Raw genomic sequence first — 19522 nt, 5'->3', positions numbered from 1 at the left:
TTTGCCTGTGTTTTTTGTATGTTATTTATTCTACTCAAGAGTAGCCAAACTTTGAATCTCTTTAACTAATGTTTTATACACCGATTATTAAAAACTACCTTGACTGTTGTAGTTGCACTTTGAACCTCATTAACCAATGTTTTTTTATAGGGGACGAGGCTGGGCTAAATTGGATAAATTCAATCAAGTGATTGCTCGGTAACTCAAAGCGCAGGGGTTGAGTGGTTGCAAACTGCGTCTTAACGAGATTGAACATAAATTTGAAAAATTCAGTCAAATTATTGCTCGGTAACTCAAAGCGCAGGGGTTGAGTGCCATCAAACTGTGTGGAAGTGAACAGACAAAGCGAAAATCAATCAATTTTCTACTTCTGGTCTACTCCCTGTGTCACTCGATTTTCTTTTAATAATTCTCCGGATTGGGTGATATGGGCCCCAATTAAGTCACCACCATAAACAGCACCACCATCGATACCAAACTTTCCTTGATGATGCCAAATGGATAAATCACCTGGTGTGGCATTTAAAAGCTTAACGGGTGTATGACCAAAAATAATTTTTTTACCGGTTCGATTATCGCCGAGATGAAAAGGGTCGCGAATCCAATAAAAATCACTTGGTTTAGATTGCTTCCAATTAGTTAATTGTAAATCGACTCCCGCATGAACAATAATCCATTCGCCGTATTCAAGATACAAAGGTAAATTTTCTAGCCACGCCATCAAATGAGGATAATTTTCGATTGTTAAATTAACTAACTCATCCATTTGAAAATCATTTATCTCATCCAGTGCTAAGTGATTAAGAGAAGCTAAAGTAGTAGCTCCTCCATTTCTTTGATACAAATCCCATGCCTGATTAGGATGTTGTAAAAAATCAAGAAAAAGCGCCTCATGATTCCCCATAATCACTTTTGCATCGTACTCTTTTTGTAATGACCAAACTAACTCAAGTGTTTTAAAGATTTGCGGTCCCCGATCAATTAAATCGCCTACAAAGATTAATTCCTCTTCTTCAGGAGTCCAATATGTTAAAAGCTGTTTTAACATTTGGTATTCCCCATGGATATCTCCTATTACAAAAGCACGCTCTTTCATATAGCACCTCCAAATTAATGAATTTTAACTAATTTCAACCCTATTCTTTGTTTATCTAAGTCTAATTGAATGACTTCAACATCCACAATTTGACCCACCGCTACAATCTCATTTGGATGATTCACACGACGTTTATTGGTTAATTTAGAAATATGAATTAAGCCATCTTGTTTTACACCGATGTCAACAAAGGCACCAAAGTCAACGACGTTGCGTACCACTCCTTCTAATTCCATTCCAACTTTTAAATCTTCCATTTTTAAGACATCACTTCTTAATTGCGGTGTCGGTTGTCCATCACGAATATCCGCGGTTGGATTTTTTAACCCTTCAATAATATCAATTAAGGTTTCTTTCCCAACATTTAATTCTTCAACTAATTGATTTAAATCTAATTTTGCTAATTGATCATTTGCTTCTTTTGAACCTAATGCTTTTTGGTCAATCGCTAATTTCGCTAAAATTTGCTCAGCAATCGGATAGCTTTCAGGGTGAATATTAGTTTGGTCAAGTGGATTACCTCCCCCTAAAACACGCAAGAAACCAATTGCTTGCTCATAAGTTTTAGGACCCATCCGTTTTACATCTTTCACTTGTTCACGATTTGAAAAATGTCCTAACTCCTCACGCAAATCCACAATATTTTTTGCTGTGGTCTTAGTTAAACCTGAAACGCGTTGTAATAATGGAATACTAGCGGTATTAATGTCCACGCCCACTTGGTTTACGGTCATATTCACCACGAAATCTAATTGCTCATTCAATGATTTTTGCGCCACATCATGTTGATATTGACCCACACCAATTGATTTAGGATCAATCTTAATCAATTCTGCCAACGGATCTTGTACTCGTCGAGCAATACTTACCGCACTACGTTCAGAAGCTTCCCAATCTGGAAATTCCTGACGCGCAATCTCACTGGCACTATAAACCGAAGCTCCAGCTTCACTCACCACCAAATATTGAACTTTTCGATCCAGAGAATGAATCACTTCACTGACAAACAATTCAGATTCACGACTGGCAGTTCCATTTCCGATCGCAATTAATTCCACCTGATGACGATTAATAATATCGGTTAATTGTTGCCCAGCTTTAGCCCATTTCGCTTCATGTTGTGCTTTAGTATCAGCTCCAACCGCTTTTTCATGAGGGTAGATAACAGCTTTTTCTAATACCGCACCCGTCTCATTGATGACAGCTAATTTGCACCCTGTTCGATAAGCCGGGTCAAAACCTAACACTACTTTGCCTTTTAATGGTGCAGTTAATAATAAGTTACGTAAGTTTTCACCAAACACTTCAATCGCTTGTAAATCGGCTTTTTCCGTTGTTTCTGCACGTAACTCTCGTTCAATAGCTGGTCCAATAAATCGTTTGTAACTATCTTGAATGGCATTTTGGATTAAAGCTACTTGCGCTGTAGGTAAATCTGCTTTAATAAAACGTTTTTCAATATAACGATAAACCGGCTCTTCATCAATATTGATTTTTACCGTAATAACGTCCTCTCTTTCCGCACGATTAATGGCTAAAGTATTATGTTCTTTGACTTTATCCAATTTTTCAGAGAAATCATAATACATATGATAAACTTGTTGCGGGTCTTTCTCTTGATTCTTTAAACTTGTTTGAACAATCGCATTATAACGACTGTATTTACGAATAAATTCGCGGTATTCTGCATTATCGGATACTTTTTGAGCAATAATTTCATGAGCGCCTGCTAATGCTTCTTCAGCGGTTGTCACCTCATCTTGAATAAATTCACTCGCTTTATCGCTGAGATTAATTGGTTCTCTATTTGATAATATCCAGTCTGCTAATGGTTCTAAACCTTGTTCAATCGCCACCATTGCTTTAGTACGACGTTTTTGTTTATAAGGACGATACAAGTCTTCTACTTGTTGTAGTGTTTGGGCTTGTTCGATTGCCACTCTTAATTCTTCAGTTAATTTATCTTGTTCTTCAATTAATCTCGTCACTTCTTCTTTACGAGTTGACAAATTAATTAAATATTGATGGCGTTGCTCTATAGTGTAAATTTGAACCTCATCTAATGAACCAGTCATCTCTTTACGGTATCGAGCAATAAAAGGAATGGTACTACCCTCTGCTAATAATTTTAATGTAGCTTCAACCTGTTTGATTGAAATGCCGGTTTCTTTACTAATCTGTTGATTAAATAATTCTGACATAATATCCTCTTTCCGATTTGTATACTAAACACAAATTTTAATTCATTTCATAATGATGATTATAACATATTTCTACTGATTTGAAGCCATCAAACACTCATTTTGACTAATTTTATGCACTCTGATATTGAAAACACGAACATTCATTTTAAAACGAATGATATATTTAATTTTCTTGTTGAACGTTCTGATTATTTTGCTATACTCATTCTGTATTCAAAATTTAGGAGGTCTTTTTTTGTGGATAAATTTTTCAAATTAAAAGAAAATGGCACCACTGTTTCAACTGAAATTTCTGCGGGGATTACGACATTCTTAGCAATGTCTTATATCATGTTCGTTAACCCGTCTATCCTTGCGTTAACGGGTATGCCAAATCAAGCAGTCTTTTTAGCAACGGTCTTCGCTGCTGCTGTTTCAACTTTGGCGATGGGCTTATTAGCCAATGTTCCTTATGCTTTGGCACCTGGTATGGGGTTAAATGCATTCTTTACTTTTACGGTTGTATTTGGTTTAGGTTTTACTTGGCAAGAAGCGTTGTCAATGGTATTTATTTGTGGGGTCTTTAATGTTTTAATTACGGTTACTAAAGTACGTAAATCTTTAATTAAAGCTATCCCAGAAAGTTTACAACATGCGATTTCAGCTGGTATTGGTGTTTTCATTGCATATATCGGAATTAAAAATGGTAACTTATTACAATTTACCATCGATGGGATTAATTTAATTTCAGTCAATGGTGGCGATCCTACCGCTGAGTCATTCCCTGGTGGTATTTCATCAGTCCTTGCGAATAGTGGGGCAGTGCCAGAATTAGTTAACTTTACCAATCCTACTTCTTTACTAACGCTTATCGGTTTAGCTATCACGATTGCTTTAATGATTCGTGGTGTAAAATCAGCTATTTTATTAGGTATTATTTTAACAACATTAATTGGAATTCCTTTAGGCGTAGTAGATTTAGGTTCAATTGATTGGGCAGGTAATTCTGTTGCGAGTGCTTTCGCAGCTTTAGATGAAACCTTCTTAGTTATTTTCACACCAGCAGGTTTACCTTCGCTATTTGGTGATATCTCTCGTTTACCAATTGTTTTAATCACTATTTTTGCTTTTAGCTTATCAGATGTTTTCGACACAATCGGTACTTTCATTGGGACTGGTCGTCGTACCGGCATTTTCTCTGATGAGGATATCAATGCTTTAGAAACTAGCTCTGGATTTAATTCAAAAATGGACCGCGCTTTATTCGGCGATTCGATTGGTACTTTAATTGGCGCTTTATTTGGAACATCTAACACGACCACTTTCGTAGAATCGGCAGCAGGAATCGGTGAAGGTGGACGTACAGGTTTAACTTCTGTTTCAACGGCTGTAATGTTTATCCTATCAATTTTTATCGCACCAATTATCGGAATTGTACCAGCGTCAGCAACAGCACCTGCTTTAATTTTAGTTGGGATATTAATGTTATCGTCATTAGCTGATATTAATTGGGCTGACTTTGCTGAAGCAGTGCCGGCATTCTTTGCTTCCATCTTCATGGGATTAGCTTATTCAATCTCATACGGAATTGCCGCAGGATTCTTTGCTTATTGCTTAGTAAAAATTGTTCAAGGTAAAGCAAAAGAAATTCATCCTATCTTATGGATTTCAGTAGTTTTATTCGCTATTAACTTTATTGCTTTAGCTATCATCTAAAATTTTCAGATTAAAGGGAGTGGCAGGAAGTAGAAAATTAAATGATTTTCTACTTCTGGTCTACTCCCCCTTTTTTATTTCTATAGAAACAACTAAAAACCATAGGATTGACGTCTGATAGGCGTCCTCCTATGGTTTATTAACTCAGTACATCTTACGGATTATCAAAATCACTCTTACCAATGAATTTAAACAATGACTAAAGGATTTATTTATTGGCTATTCAATTAAAAAACTAACCAACAAAGTATAAACACTCCCCTATTCCACTGCTTAAATCTGATCGATATCGAAAATTCTTAAGATATTCCACCTAAATTACTTATTTATTGATCACAGCTAATCCTTCTTGATAGAAAACTTCCATATCAGCAGCAGGAACCATGCTACCACCTGTCGCCCAAGCAATATGAGTGGCGTTTTGCATTTTATCTTGTAAATTCTTCATTGTAATATAGTCTTGCCCTTCAGCTGTGGTAAATAGACGTATTGGTCCAGGTACACCCGCTAAAGCGGCTGGTTCTAAATTAATTGCTTCTAAATCAACCATTTTAGATAATAATAGTTGTACTTCCTCTTCTTCTACTGAATAACCACCATCGAAGAAATTACTCATTAATTCCGCTACAAATCCTGAAGTTCTCGGAACAGCTAAACCATCCATATTCGTTTTTCCATCGATTTTGAAATCATCAACAGAAACTTTGTCAAACTGCTCCGTAATTTGACCTAATAACATTGACGGCATATGAGTCGGTTGGGCAAAGAAACAATGAACATTATCACCATACACTTGTTTTAGACCAAAAGCTGTACCACCAGGGCTACCACCAATACCACATGGTGAGTAGACAAACAATGGATGGTCAGCGTCTACTTTAATACCCATTTCTTCTAATTGTTTTTCTAAGCGAAGAGCAGCCACTGTATAACCTAAAAATAATTCTACAGAATGTTCATCATCGACAAAATATGATTTAGGATCAGCATCTGATTGAGCACGTCCTTGACAGACTGCTTCAGTGAAGTTGGTATCATGTTCGATAACATTCACACCTTTAGAGCGCAATAAGTCTTTCTTCCATTGTTTTGCTTCAATCGACATATGAACCGTCACTTCAAAACCTAATTTAGCACTCATCACACCGACACTGATTCCTAGATTCCCCGTTGTTCCCACGACAATTTTATATTGACGGAAAAACGATTGAAATTCTTCACTTGAAAACTTAGTATAGTCATCTTCAATGCCTTTTAACAACCCATGTTCTAGCGCTAATGTTTCAGCATATTTTAACACTTCGTAAATAGCACCACGTGCTTTAATCGTTCCGGCAATTGGCAAAGTGTCATCACGTTTTAAATAAAAATCGCCTAGTATGGTCGTATTATTTTTATCTTCTAAATATTCTTTTAATGGTGCCAGTTTTGTTAAACCTGATTCAATTAAACCATTCATTGGCGCCGTCTCAGGAAATTCTTGCATAATAAATGGTGCAAAACGCTCTAAACGAGCTTCGGCATCTTGAACATCTGCCATTGAATAAGCTACCTTTTTAGATGCTTCTTCAAAATTATCTTTATGCTTATTGATCCAGAAAACTGGTTTTAAATTCATAATATCATTAAGGTACTGAACTTTTTCAGACCATTCAATATTGTTTATTTTTGTCATATTAATCCTCCTGATAAGTTTTACTTCGTCATTGTATCAAATTTCACACTGTTTGAGTGCTATTTTGTTGATTTTTATTTAAATTCTCATTTAACTGAAAAGAAAGAGTACTTTTCAGTACTCTTCAGTCATTTTATATATATAATTGGATAGAATCATTTGATTATAATAGAAAACTCACTAATTTTTTACTCTGTCTGGCTGATTGTGCTAAACAGAATTGATAAAAGCCTGCACCCAACTCGAAGATGGCGGCTTGTTTATCCATGAGTGTGACAATATAACTTTCTGGGTATTTAGGCAACTCTCTAGTTGCACCAAACATATGTTTAACGATAATATCTTGTTCAAGATCTGATATCTCAGTAATTTTTAAAGCGTTTTGTAAGGCAATTCGTGGGTGTTCCCAATTGTGGCCCTTGCCCCCTACTTGATGTTTATCTGCACTATCATAGTAGAACAAATCATGTAATAAACCTGCACGCGCAATGGCACGTGTGTTAAGATTAAAACGTTTTGCCCAACGATAACTACGATACGATACCGATAAAGAATGCGATAAACGGTCTGTCACTAAATGATGAACGTAATTCTTTAGGCATTGTACCTCTTCTAATTCAATTAAATCTTCAATCAACGCCATATATTCTGCATCATTTTGCCAATCCAAAGCCATCTAAACACTCCTTGTTGATTAATTCAAAATCATTATAACAAAAACATTTGCATTTTTGTTGAAAATAAGATGTAAATTTAGTTAAATATGTAAATTTTATATGAATTTTATTGCCATTATTACAGATGGTTTCATAAGTTTATTATGAAAGCGAAAATAACTGTTTAAGGCAGTCTTGAAAAATAAAGACATTCGTGTCCACTGATTTTCAGAAAAACCGGAAAGTTATCTTGAAAAACAAAAAAATCGCGTTGGTTTTGAAAAACGACAACAACCTTACATATTCGCTGTGCAAAATAATAGGAGTAAGCAAGAAAATTGAACTTTATAGAATTTCAATTTCCTAACTCACTCCATTAGTGATATAATAAAGACCGTTTTCACTATTAAAAAACAATAACTGGCATTCCGTAGTATACTAATTCAAATACTTGTCCCATCACACTCGGTGGTGTATTAACACATCCTAAGGATCCCGAATTTAAATAAGCTTGTCCACCAAAAGTTCCTTGCCAATTAGCATCATGAATCCCTTGAGCTTGATCGTCAAAGGCAATCCAATATTGAACTGGTTGTTCATAATCAATATCTGTATGCGGATTATAGCCTCGCAATACCGAAGGTGACTCCATATTCCATACTCGATAAGCCCCCGGTATTGTGTTGGTACCTGTTTTTCCAGTTACCACCGGTGTTTGCAATACTAGAACACCATCTAAGTAAATAAACATGGTTTGATTTAAGATATCAACTTCAACATAAGAATTGCCAACACTATCCCCCATACCATAGCCATCACCGCCGATAACCGGTTCACGAGTAATGGTCGCTCCCTCATGAATATTAGCAATAATATTGTCTGGCTCGGTATGACGGTCAATATACCACCCATAGGTTCCTGGTTGGATTGTAACCTCGCCTTGATAAGTACTCATAAATTGACGCGGCTGAAAAAGACCGGCATATTGATAATTTAAGTCACGTATATAGTCTTCAACTAACGATCGATCGACTTGCGGTGCACCCTCTTCATCGATATAAATCCAACTCGCAATATTCTCTTTTGGTATGGTAACTTCATTGCCATCAAAAGCTAATGTTATCTGACTTGATTCCATTACAGCAATTTTCTGCAAATTATCATTCAATGTTGGGTCTTCTTTTTTAATTTGAGGTTGGATATAGGCATCTTTCAAATCGACTTCTAATTGATTATGATTAAGAGCTGAAAATAGCGTTTGGGTCATACTTTCATTATTAATTTGATTACCGTACACTTCTGGAATAATTGAAAAGACATTGTCATCATCTAAAATATATGCATCCTCAGCAGACGTTCTTTCTTCATTGTTAACCCCTAAACTATAAATCAAATCCGTAATGATTGCCTCATCAAATTGAACGGTTTCTGGATTCACTTGAAGTTCTGATCGCTTCAATTTAAGTAATGCTAATGGCCAATCAGTGGCATTTTGTTCGGCCATTAATTGAGTTAATTGTTCATCGTAATGACTGGTTACGCCTAAATCTTTCAAGGCCACAGTCCCAATTGGTTGTTCATTTTCATTAAATAAAATGGTTTTATTTTCTAGTTCACTCTGAATTTTAGTCTTTGCTGATTCAATTGATTGATTGCTAATCGATTGTCCGGCTACTGTAGTACTCGGTAAATAATGCCCTTGATAATATAAGACACCGATTCCATAAATCAATAATAATAAAAGAATTACTCCACCAGCAATCCCAAAACCTAATTGCTTGCGATTAAACTTTGACAATTGCATACTCTCTCACCTCTGTCTATTCTCTCTCATTAATTATAGGTAACTCTAATAAAATAAGCAATTAGAATGCCTATGCTCTAGCCTATATTTCAATATTTTAACATATTTTTGAATATAAAAAAACACCGCTAATCGCGGTGATAACAAACAGTGAATTCATACTATTTTAGTTAAATTTTCCTCTTTTACGATGGGTTAATTGGATATAACGTTCATACCAGATTTCAATGAATTCCGGTGAGAACGGTCCTTTCTCTTCTTCAATCCATCGTACTAGCTCTTGGATATTATATTTTAAAATACGATCAATTTCATCTGGATAATGATATTTACGTCCATGAATTTCGTATTCATCAAGATCTAATAATCGCTTTTCGCCATCTGGAAACACTTTGATATCTAAATCGTAATCGATGTATTTCAAGGCTTCTTGATCTATTAAATAAGGAGAAGCCAAATTACAATAATAAGTAACACCGCGTTTGCGAATCATCGCTACAATATTAAACCAAAAATGTTTATGATAATAAAGTAACGCTGCTTCACGAGTTACCCATCTGCGACCATCAGATTCAGTTACCAACGTATGGTCATTACAACCGATAATCGACTGATCACTAGTTTTTAAAACCATTGTATCACGCCAAGTACGATGTAATGAGCCATCATGTTTATAACTCTTAATAGTGATGAATTCACCCTCTTTTGGTTGCTTCATCACTCATCCTACCTTCTGTTTGTCAATCAAGACGACCAAGGTCATCTTCCATCTTTAATATTGTAACATACTTGTCATTAAATAGGTATATAAATACAAATCATTTTCACAAACCAAACGAAATATTCGTTAAATTTTATTTCCAAACAGAAGGCAAAAAATACTTTGGTCAGCCCGCAGTGGGTATTAAGCAATATAAAATTCTATGGTTTTCATATTGTGTGCTCACCCGCAAATAGTTGAGTTTTGACAAGTCATTAAGACGCAGATTGAGACCACTCTATTTCTGTGCAGTTAAGTCACTAAAAATGAAAATGAAGATGTAACCGAAACAATTAAGTTATGGTCACATCTTCCCTAGTTTATTCTGTTTATTTCTTAATAATCATTTGAATCGCTTGATCAATTTTGGCATTTTGTACTTCAGAATCTGCTTCAGGATTTTCTAAGCAATCACGCAAATTTTGTGCCACAATAATGCCCATTATGCGATCAACACTTGAACGAACTGCACTTAATTGGGTAATCACATCCATACAATCCTGTTCTTCTTCAATCATTTTTTGGATTCCTCTTAATTGACCTTCAGTTCTTTTTAATCGATTTAAAATCGATTTATCGCAACTAGTCAAATGCAACATCACCTTTCCATGCCGACATTCCACCCATCACATTGGTCACATCAAACCCATGTGCACTTAAAAATTCACATGCCATAGCTGAGCGTCCACCAGAATGACAAATAACATGATAATGTTTCGATGAATCTAAATCATTGACCAACTCACTTATTTGACTTAAAGGTAGGTGGTGGGCATTTTTAATATGTCCATTATTATACTCATCCAATTCACGAACATCAAGTACGGACAAGTCATCGTGTTTTAAATCTTGTTCAAATTCAGCCATCATTTTGCTTTTATACATATACAATTTCCTCCGGTTTCATTAAATGATACAGTGAGAAAGCTCCATCTAAGTTTTCTACTGTAAATCCGTGTTGTTTTAAGATACGTTCACCAATATAACTACGTAAGCCACTATGACAAGTAATAATATACGGTTGGTTCTTATCCAATTCCGCTAGTCGCTCACGTAATTGATCAAGTGGAATATGAATCGCCTCTTTAAAACGACCATTGCGTTGTAATTCCCCATCATTACGCACATCTAACAATATTTTGCCTTTAGCTAATTCATCGGCTAATTCATACCATTGAATGGAATCCGTCACACCCGTTGCTAAGTTAGAAGCCGCATAACCCGCCATATTAACGGGGTCTTTCGCTGAACCAAATGGTGGTGCGTAGGTAAACTCTAATTCTGGTAAATCAAAAATCGTTAATCCACCTTTAATAGCCGTTGTTATAATATCAATTCGCTTGTCCACGCCATCTTTGCCGACGGCTTGTGCGCCATAAATTTCACCTGTTTGGCGATTAAAGACTAATTTCAAATGAATATCTTCAGCACCTGGGAAATAACTGGCATGACTTTTACCACTAATATGGACCACTGATGGGGTTAATCCGGCTAATTTGGCAGTGCGTTCGTTCAATCCAGTTGAAGCAGCGACCATTTCAAACACACGCACAATCGCGGTTCCAATGCTTCCTTTATTGCTACTTTCTAAACCGGCAATAATATCAGCAACTTGACGTCCTTGACGGTTAGCTGGAGAGGCCAACGAAATTAAGGCATCTTGACCGGTAATTTGTTGTTTCACGACAATGGCATCGCCAACTGCATATATATCGGGTACATTCGTACGGTATTGGTCATCAACAACAATCCCTCCACGCAAACCTAATTCAATTCCCGCTTCTTTGGCTAAACTGTTTTCTGGTTGTACACCGACCGATAAAATATTTAAATCAGAATTTAAGGTAGAGCCATCCTCTAATACTAAAGTGTGGCCTTGTTCTTTAAATTCGACTACCGATTGATTGGTCATGACTTTAATATTATTTTTTTCTAACTCTAATAAGATATGTTGGGCCATTTCTTCATCTAAAGGTGGTAAAACATGTGGCGCTTTTTCAACAATTGTTACGGCTAAACCTAATTTTGCTAAGTTCTCTGCCATTTCAATGCCAATAAAGCCCGCACCGATTACTGTTGCTTGTTTAACTTTATTATCTTTCAAATTAGCCATGATCCCATCTAAGTCAGGAATACTACGTAATATATGTGTGTTGTCGGTTGCTTCCAATCCGATTATCGGTGGCACAAATGGCTTAGCTCCTGGTGATAAGATTAGTACATCATATGGTTCAGTTGATTTTTGCCCTTCATTTTGAACCGTCACCGTTTTTGTTTGCGGATCAATTGATAGCACTTCGGTATTCGGTCTAACATCTAAATCAAAGCGGGCGCGTAAAGCTTCCGGTGATTGAACGATTAATTTTTGACGTTCAGCAATTTCGCCAGATACGTGGTAGGGTAATCCACAATTGGCAAACGATACATAAGGTCCCTTATCAAAGACAATTATTTCTGCATCTTCCATTAATCGACGTAATCGAGTTGCGGCTGACATTCCACCAGCAACACCACCAACAATTAAAATCTTTTTCATTTATTATCCTCCTTTGACTGGCCCATGCCAGGCATTCATTCCGCCACTAACATTTTTCACTTGATAGCCTTTTTTCACTAAAGCTTTGGCTGCTTGACGACTTCTCATACCACTTTGGCAAATGACTAAAATAGGCTTATCTTTACTGCCTTGAAAGAATTGTATTTGTTCTAAGGGATGATTGACTGCACCGCTTATATGCCCGCTTTTAAATTCTGCTGGTGTTCGCACATCCAATAATTGATACTTTTTTAATAGCTGATTGTTAATTTCATCAGCTTTAATTGCTTCTACTCTGGATCCAAAAAACCACATAAGTTTCCTCCTTTTAATCTGGTTCTTAATTTATAATACCCCTATGGGTATAATTAAACTATATTATTTTACTTCTGTCAAATATAAAAATTCATTTACTGGTAATTATTTAAGGGGAATTTGTTTCAAACACCTGTTTAAGACGAAGTTTGAGGCCACTAAACCACAGCGCTGTTCATGAAATAGGTATGACTTAACAAAATTTAAAAATTACACCCAGCCTCTACCCCTTTTAGATTAACTAAGCTCTGATTGTCGGCCGGCCCCTAACTTTGAGACAATCCCTCATCTCGACTCATCATATAACCTAAATATTGTAAGTGCTTACTATGGTTATTATTGACACATTCTGATATGATTAGAGTGAGACAAAGATGAATAAATTATTACATTAATCAATAAGAAAAGAGGGAGGATATTATGGTAAAAAATTCAAGAGAAATGCTACAACAGATTTATCACGATGTAGACAGTTTATATCAATATGTTTTAACGAATGGCCGACATTTTTATGACCGTTGGCAAGATAAAATTGAACGTCAAGAATTTATCGAACCTGCTAAAAACTTAGCCGCCTATCTTGCTTTACGCCAAAAAGATTTAAGGCCTTTACAACAAAAATTAATCCCCTTAGGTTTATCGTCGATTGGTCGTTCGGAAGCTAAAACGATTGTGACGCTGCAAGCTTTAAGAGCTAATCTAGCCAATTTATCTGGCCATGAGACCAGTCATGACTATCCAACAGTCGAGCAATTCAATCAAGGTATCCAGCTACTCGATCAACAAGCCGACAAAATTTTCGGACCTTCCCCGGAAGACTATCGAACCCGCATTATGGTTACTTTACCGACTGAAGCGGCCACTGATGTTAAGCTAATCGATGAAATGCTACGGGCTGGGATGAATGTGGCACGCATTAACTGTTCTCATGATAACCCAGAAATCTGGCAACAAATGATTGAATTAGTTCGAGACCGCTGCAAAAAGCTCAATAAAACAGTCAAGATTCAAATGGATATTGCGGGTCCGAAATTAAGGGTCGATTGGGTATTTTCTTATTTTAAAAAGAATAAAGTCAAAGTAGGAGACCATGTTAAGTTACTTTCTGATATTAAACATATTGAAGCTAATTCAGACTATGTCGTTTATTTAGGTTGTCCCTTCCCTTGTGTTTACAAACAGATAAAAGAGGGCGATCGGGTATTTTTTGATGACGGAGCTTTTAGAGCTCATGTCATTGAAGTTCAAGAACATGGGGCTGTCTTAAAAATCGATCAAGTAAAAGGGGGTTCTGGTCGTATTAAAGCTCAAAAAGGCATTAACTTCCCAGACACTTTGTTAAATATCGATATTATCGATCAAAAAGATGAACAAGATATAGCTTTTGCAGCAAAATGGGCTGATATAATCAATCTTTCTTTTATTCGCAGTAAAAAAGATGTTGATGACATTCAAGCTAAATTAAAAGAACTACTTGGCGATAAAGCGAATCAAATGCAATTAATGGTTAAAATTGAAAACAGCCAAGCCGTTGAAAATATTGTTGAAATTATTATGACCGCTGCCAGTAAAAACCCTACAGCGATCATGATTGCCCGTGGCGATTTGGCTGTTGAAGCAGGATACGTTCGCTTAGCAGAATTACAACAAGAAATCATGTGGATTTGTGAAGCTGCTTCGGTTCCAGTAGTGTGGGCAACCGAAGTACTCGCTAACCTCGTTGATAATGGTATTCCAGCGCGTGCAGAATTGACTGACGTGGTGGAAGGAGCGCGTAGTGAATGTGTGATGTTAAATAAAGGTGACTTTATTGTTCCTGCTATCAAATTATTAGCGAAGATATTGAAAAAAGTGGAGATTAATCAATTTAAGAAAACACCACAATTAAGAGCCTTGAATATTGCTAAACAAGCAGGCCAATATACTTTAGACGAATAACAAAAAACTCTCCCAGTGAAACTTTCATTTCATTGGGGGAGTTTTGTTTAGAATATGTTGAGGTTATGTCCCTAAAGACAACCGTCTCAAATTAACTAGTCTTACCAAGCGTTTTGCTTTGAATCTATTTATGTTATGCTTCTTCCACATTTCTTGTTTGTTGCATTTCATAGTATAATCCTTGTTGCTTCATCAAACTTTGATGATTACCTTGTTCCACTATTTGGCCATTTTGCATCACTAAGATTAAGTCCGCTGTTTGAATGGTTGATAATCGGTGGGCAATGATAAAGCTAGTACGTCCTTGCATTAATTGTTCAAAGGCACTTTGAATAAGAATTTCCGTTCGCGTATCAATTGACGATGTCGCTTCATCCAGGATTAACAATTGCGGAACTCTAACAAATAAGCGAGCAATCGATAATAATTGTTGTTGTCCGATTGATAAAGCATCGCCACCATTATCCAAGTAGGTGTCATACCCCTGTGGTAATTGTTGAATAAAATGATCCGCATGGGCTGCTTTTGCAGCTTCTACTACTAACTCACGCGTGGCATTAGGATAACCAAAGGCGATATTTTCATGAACGGTGGCCGATTTAAGCCAAGTTTCTTGTAACACCATCCCAAAGTTTTCACGATAAGATTGACGAGTATACTCCATGATAGGCGTTCCATCTAATAAAATGTGTCCTTGATTCACGTCGTAAAATCGCATTAATAAATTAATCAAGGTCGATTTACCGGCTCCGGTTGGTCCGACGATGGCCACTCTTTGGCCAGCTTTTACTGCTAAATTCAAATCCTCAATTAACGGACGGTCTGGCACATAACTAAAATCGACTTGTTGAAAGTCAACACGCCCTTCCACTGAATCGGCATTTAATTGTTGAGTGCCCGTTTCTACTTCACTCGGCTGATCTAAAATTTCAAATAAGCGTTCAGCACAAGCAAAAGCACCTTGAATTTCAGCTAAGACACTCGAAATATCGTTAAACGGTTTAGTGTATTGATTAACATAATTTAAAAAGGTCGTTAACTCACCGACGGTGAAATTGCCTTTAATAATACGCGTGGCACCTACAAAGGTTAACAATGCATAGATCGTCGCATTGATAAAGCGTGTCGCCGGATTGGTAATCGATGAATAGAAAATCGCTGATTGTGAGTGATCGGCATATTGTTGATTGATTTGTTTAAATCGTTCATTGGTTGCCGGTTGTGCATTAAACACACGTAAAATCTCAATTTGTTGAATGCTCTCTTCAATCATCTGTGTTTGCTCACCACGAGATTCCGTTTGCTTTCTGAACAGACGATAACTTTTCCCCGCAATAATTCGCGCTAAAATCAATGACAATGGCGTTAAGGCAACGACCATTAACATCATCCGCCAATCAAGACTACCCATGGTAATAATGGTGACCACAATCGTTAGCACGCCGACAAAAAACTGATTAAAGACCATTAAAATTCCATCACTCAATTGTTCGACATCGGTTACGACACGACTCACTAAATCTCCTGTTGATAATCGATCCACATAAGCTAATGGGAGATGGTGCAATTTTTCTAATACTTGTTGTCTTAGTGCTGTTGTCGTGGTATAAACGAGTCGATTGTACAATAAAGGCGCTAGCCACTGGATGATGGTATTACCAATAATTACGAGGGCCATTTGGAATAATATGACTTTTAATGGTTCAATTTGTACCTGTCCTGGACCAACAATCATATTAACTGCCCGTCCTAATAATATCGGGATTAAAATTGAAAAAGCTACTTGTAAGACGGTCATTAACAACACCATCATTAATTGCCAACGATAGACTGTAAATAAGCCGAGTAATCGTTTAAAGGTTGAAGTATTATTTTTATTCATCTTCCTTCACCTCCGCTACTTTTTGCGATTGATCAATTTCTCGATAAATCGGACAGTCCTCCAATAATTGAGCATGCGTTCCGAGTCCAATTTGTTTCCCCTCATTCAACACTAAAATTTGATTGGCTGTTAAAACACTATGAGTCCGTTGTGAAATCATAATAATCGTCTTATCAGCAAAATGTCGTTTTAGTGCTTTTTGGAAACTAGCTTCTGTTAAATAATCTAAGGCAGAAGTTGAATCATCAAAAATATAGATTTCTGCTTCTTTAACTAAAGCCCGTGCTAATGTCAGACGTTGACGTTGACCACCGGAAAAATTACGTCCGAAGGCTTCTACTTTTGTATCGAGACCATTTTTCTCTTTAATAAAGCCATCTGCCTGAGCAACTTTTAACGCCTGCCACATCGCTTCATCGCTTGCATCCGGATTAGCTAATAATAAATTACTGCGTACGGTGCCCTTAAATAATGTCGCCAATTGAGGAACTAAAGCAATCGATTCCCGTAATCCACTGCGAGTATCCGTATTTAATAACTGTGAATTGACGCTAATTTGGCCAGCGGTTGGGTCGTAATTTTTAGTCAATAATTCAATTAAGGTTGATTTTCCTGAACCGGTACTTCCAATAATGCCAAAAAAGTCGCCTTTAGTGATTGTAAAATTTAACTGGTCTAAAGCTGGCGCTTGGGTATTGGGATAATAAAATTGCACTTGATTAAATTCGTACAATGACTGCGAATTGGTAACAGCATTTTGCTCAAAAGTTGAGGCTTCATCTTCTAAATTAAAGACCTCCACGACTCGTTTAGCACTGGTCATCGCTTTATTCATAGTACTAATAACCATGGTTAATTTAATTAGTTCCACTAATATTTGTAATAGATAATTAACGAGTGCCACTAAGCCACCTTGCGTTAAACTACCGACATTTACCCACTGACTGCCTTGCCAAATAATCAGTACCAAGCAAATATTGACAATCACATAGGTCAAAGGATTGGTTAGAACACTCCAATTCGCCGCTTTTAATTGTTCAAGATTTAAGTGTTGGTTAGTACTCTTAAATTCTTCAATTTCTCTTGCTTCTTGTCTAAATGCACGAATGACACGCATCCCTTTTACTTGTTGTCGGGTTAATTGTACTAGATGATCCAGACGTTTTCTCACATTGGTAAACATCGGGCTCGTTAATTTTAAGATGCCTCCGACCACCACAAATAATAAGATAATCATGGTAGTAAAAATTAAGGCTACACGGCTTTCAATTTGCATCGCCATGACTAATGAACCTATAACAATAAATGGAGAGCGTAAAAATAGTCTAAAAAAGATATTGACGCCCGTTTGCATTTGGAAAGTATCGGAAGTCATGCGGTTAACTAAACTTGCTGGTGAATTTTTATCCACTTCTGCTTGAGGTAAGGCCATAATTTTCTTAAAAAGATCATTGTTAAGTTGGCGAGTAAATCCAACCGCCGCTTTAGCCGAATAGTATTGAGCGGTGATAGCTAAAATAAACCCGACTAAGCCCACTACAATCATTAAGAATATGTATCTTAATACTTGCGAGGTCTCTCTTGAAGGAATCGCCTCATCAATGACGCGAGCGACAATCATCGGGACGGTTAATTCTAATAATGCTTCACATAGTTTAAATACAGGACCTAAAATACTTTCTTTTTGATAGCCCTTAAAATATTGTAATAGTTGTTTCATCGATTCACTCCTTCCCATCTTGCTTGCAGTTTCTGCTGTAAAGTCGAAATAGGATGCTCTTGATCGCTAGCCGTCGTGGTGAGTCCTTGACTACCGGCCACTAAATCATGTAAATCACCTTCTAATTTAACCGGCACCACTTGTAAGTTCCAGGTCCGATGTGAGAATATATGCTTCACTTTCGGTAAAGCCTCGATCATTTGACCCGGTTTCATCATCAGCTTTAACTTGAGGGAGCCTAATCCTATTTGTTCAAAATAATCCTCTAAGGGCGTTAATAATTCATCTTCAGTCGCACTTTCTAAGACAATATCATACTCAAAAATTGGATAATGCCATAACCCTGTTAAGAGTTCATCAGCTCTATGTTGACGATATAACACTGAGCCTTTTAGGTCTTGAATACGATACGCCAACATTTGATGTTTGGTATTTTTGATTTTCTTTTTCTTAACCGGATAGAGCGCAGCTGTTTCGTTAATAAATGATTGATCATAATCCTTGATGGGACTGTCCTCTGGATAATAATTGGTCGGTGTCATCACCGTTGCCCCTAAATCCATCATCGCTTGATTAAAATCTCCAGGTCGCTCTGGATCAATTAGTTCATATAAAATTTCCGCAAAAATCTTTCTTGAACTTGGTTTGGAAATATCAGCATCCAATTCAAACATGCGGGCGGTCACTCTTAATAGATTACCATCAATTGCCGGCTCTACTAAGTCGAACGCCATACTCCCAATCGCTGCTGCAGTATAGGGGCCTATTCCTTTTAAATTTAATAATTCCGGCATCGTTTGTGGCATCTGACCTTGATGATGTTCCATTATTTGTTGGGCAGCCACTTTTAAATTACGTGCACGCGAATAATACCCTAGACCTTGCCATAATAACAATAATTCCTGCTCCTCAACATTAGCGAGGGCCTCAATTGTTGGTAATGCCTTAATAAATCGGTCAAAATAAGGAATAACAGTTGCTACTTGTGTCTGCTGTAACATAATTTCACTAATCCAAATATAATAAGGATTACGAGTGCGTCTCCATGGTAAATCACGTTTGTTTTGATCATACCAATCTAAGAGCGCTACTCGAAATCCTTTGACTTTTTGATCATCCCATCCATATTTTGCTAAAACTTGAGTCACAAAACGCTCCTTCCTCTTGTTCAAAAAATCAAAATGAGTTTCTGTCGAGTTATCATGGGAGTAGGCAAGAAGTAGAAAATTAAATAATTTTCG

The 19522-nt window shown here is 36.8% G+C and carries 15 protein-coding genes; 2 read left to right on the top strand and 13 right to left on the bottom strand.

All coding sequences use genetic code 11. The features are described from left to right. Positions 1–364 precede the first annotated feature (364 nt). Both GSA01S_RS04485 and GSA01S_RS04480 read right to left on the bottom strand, forming a co-directional pair. Complete coding sequence (locus GSA01S_RS04485) at positions 365–1096, bottom strand: metallophosphoesterase family protein (RefSeq protein WP_066125263.1); 732 nt, start codon at positions 1094–1096, stop codon at positions 365–367. Positions 1097–1110: 14 nt separating this feature from the next. Beyond that, the gene (locus GSA01S_RS04480; RefSeq protein ID WP_066125261.1) at positions 1111–3297 is read right to left on the bottom strand and encodes a Tex family protein; all 2187 of its coding nucleotides are present in this window, start codon (positions 3295–3297) and stop codon (positions 1111–1113) included. A gap of 240 nt (positions 3298–3537) precedes the next feature. On the opposite strand from GSA01S_RS04480, the gene GSA01S_RS04475 reads away from it, so the two are divergent. After that, positions 3538–4995: an NCS2 family permease gene (locus GSA01S_RS04475; protein WP_066125259.1), complete on the top strand. Its 1458-nt coding sequence runs from the start codon at positions 3538–3540 to the stop codon at positions 4993–4995. A gap of 322 nt (positions 4996–5317) precedes the next feature. On the opposite strand, the gene dsdA is transcribed toward GSA01S_RS04475, so the two are convergent. The 8 genes from dsdA to GSA01S_RS04435 form a co-directional block, all read right to left on the bottom strand. Beyond that, positions 5318–6670, bottom strand: a complete 1353-nt coding sequence (gene dsdA / locus GSA01S_RS04470; protein WP_169792670.1) for a D-serine ammonia-lyase — start codon at positions 6668–6670, stop codon at positions 5318–5320. A 163-nt stretch (positions 6671–6833) separates the two neighbouring features. Further along, positions 6834–7346, bottom strand: coding sequence for an HD domain-containing protein (locus GSA01S_RS04465; RefSeq protein ID WP_066125257.1), 513 nt, complete (start codon positions 7344–7346; stop codon positions 6834–6836). A 386-nt stretch (positions 7347–7732) separates the two neighbouring features. Next, the gene (locus GSA01S_RS04460; protein WP_066125256.1) at positions 7733–9130 is read right to left on the bottom strand and encodes a L,D-transpeptidase family protein; all 1398 of its coding nucleotides are present in this window, start codon (positions 9128–9130) and stop codon (positions 7733–7735) included. 166 nt (positions 9131–9296) lie between these two features. Continuing rightward, positions 9297–9848 carry a nucleoside tri-diphosphate phosphatase gene (gene ntdP / locus GSA01S_RS04455; RefSeq protein ID WP_066125266.1) on the bottom strand — a complete coding sequence of 184 codons (552 nt, stop codon included), beginning with the start codon at positions 9846–9848 and terminating at the stop codon, positions 9297–9299. 371 nt (positions 9849–10219) lie between these two features. Continuing rightward, positions 10220–10489: a metal-sensitive transcriptional regulator gene (locus tag GSA01S_RS04450; protein ID WP_066125254.1), complete on the bottom strand. Its 270-nt coding sequence runs from the start codon at positions 10487–10489 to the stop codon at positions 10220–10222. Then, positions 10473–10775: a rhodanese-like domain-containing protein gene (locus GSA01S_RS04445; protein ID WP_066125252.1), complete on the bottom strand. Its 303-nt coding sequence runs from the start codon at positions 10773–10775 to the stop codon at positions 10473–10475. The genes GSA01S_RS04450 and GSA01S_RS04445 overlap by 17 nt, the downstream gene beginning before the upstream one ends. Further along, positions 10768–12426, bottom strand: coding sequence for an FAD-dependent oxidoreductase (locus GSA01S_RS04440; protein ID WP_066125251.1), 1659 nt, complete (start codon positions 12424–12426; stop codon positions 10768–10770). The genes GSA01S_RS04445 and GSA01S_RS04440 overlap by 8 nt, the downstream gene beginning before the upstream one ends. Positions 12427–12429: 3 nt before the next feature. Continuing rightward, on the bottom strand, positions 12430–12741 hold the full coding sequence (locus GSA01S_RS04435) for a rhodanese-like domain-containing protein (protein ID WP_066125249.1): 312 nt from the start codon (positions 12739–12741) through the stop codon (positions 12430–12432). Positions 12742–13161: 420 nt separating this feature from the next. Here GSA01S_RS04435 and GSA01S_RS04430 point away from each other — a divergent pair, with 420 nt between their 5' ends. Continuing rightward, on the top strand, positions 13162–14679 hold the full coding sequence (locus GSA01S_RS04430; RefSeq protein WP_066125248.1) for a pyruvate kinase: 1518 nt from the start codon (positions 13162–13164) through the stop codon (positions 14677–14679). 133 nt (positions 14680–14812) lie between these two features. Here GSA01S_RS04430 and GSA01S_RS04425 read toward each other — a convergent pair whose 3' ends face one another. From GSA01S_RS04425 to mutY, 3 genes are read right to left on the bottom strand one after another with little or no spacing between them, the layout of a single operon-like run. Continuing rightward, positions 14813–16561 (bottom strand): ABC transporter ATP-binding protein, encoded by a 1749-nt coding sequence (locus GSA01S_RS04425; protein WP_066125246.1) that lies wholly within the window; start codon positions 16559–16561, stop codon positions 14813–14815. After that, the gene (locus tag GSA01S_RS04420) at positions 16554–18281 is read right to left on the bottom strand and encodes an ABC transporter ATP-binding protein (RefSeq protein ID WP_066125243.1); all 1728 of its coding nucleotides are present in this window, start codon (positions 18279–18281) and stop codon (positions 16554–16556) included. Before GSA01S_RS04420 ends, GSA01S_RS04425 begins: the two co-directional genes overlap by 8 nt. Beyond that, on the bottom strand, positions 18278–19429 hold the full coding sequence (gene mutY, locus GSA01S_RS04415; RefSeq protein ID WP_066125241.1) for an A/G-specific adenine glycosylase: 1152 nt from the start codon (positions 19427–19429) through the stop codon (positions 18278–18280). The genes GSA01S_RS04420 and mutY overlap by 4 nt, the downstream gene beginning before the upstream one ends. Positions 19430–19522: the final 93 nt, after the last annotated feature.

This window comes from Globicatella sanguinis NBRC 15551 (assembly GCF_001552295.1).
In the GTDB taxonomy this organism is placed as follows: Bacteria; Bacillota; Bacilli; order Lactobacillales; family Aerococcaceae; genus Globicatella; species Globicatella sanguinis.
The sequence above is the reverse complement of the archived record's forward strand: the minus strand, read 5'-3'. Positions and strand labels throughout refer to the sequence as shown.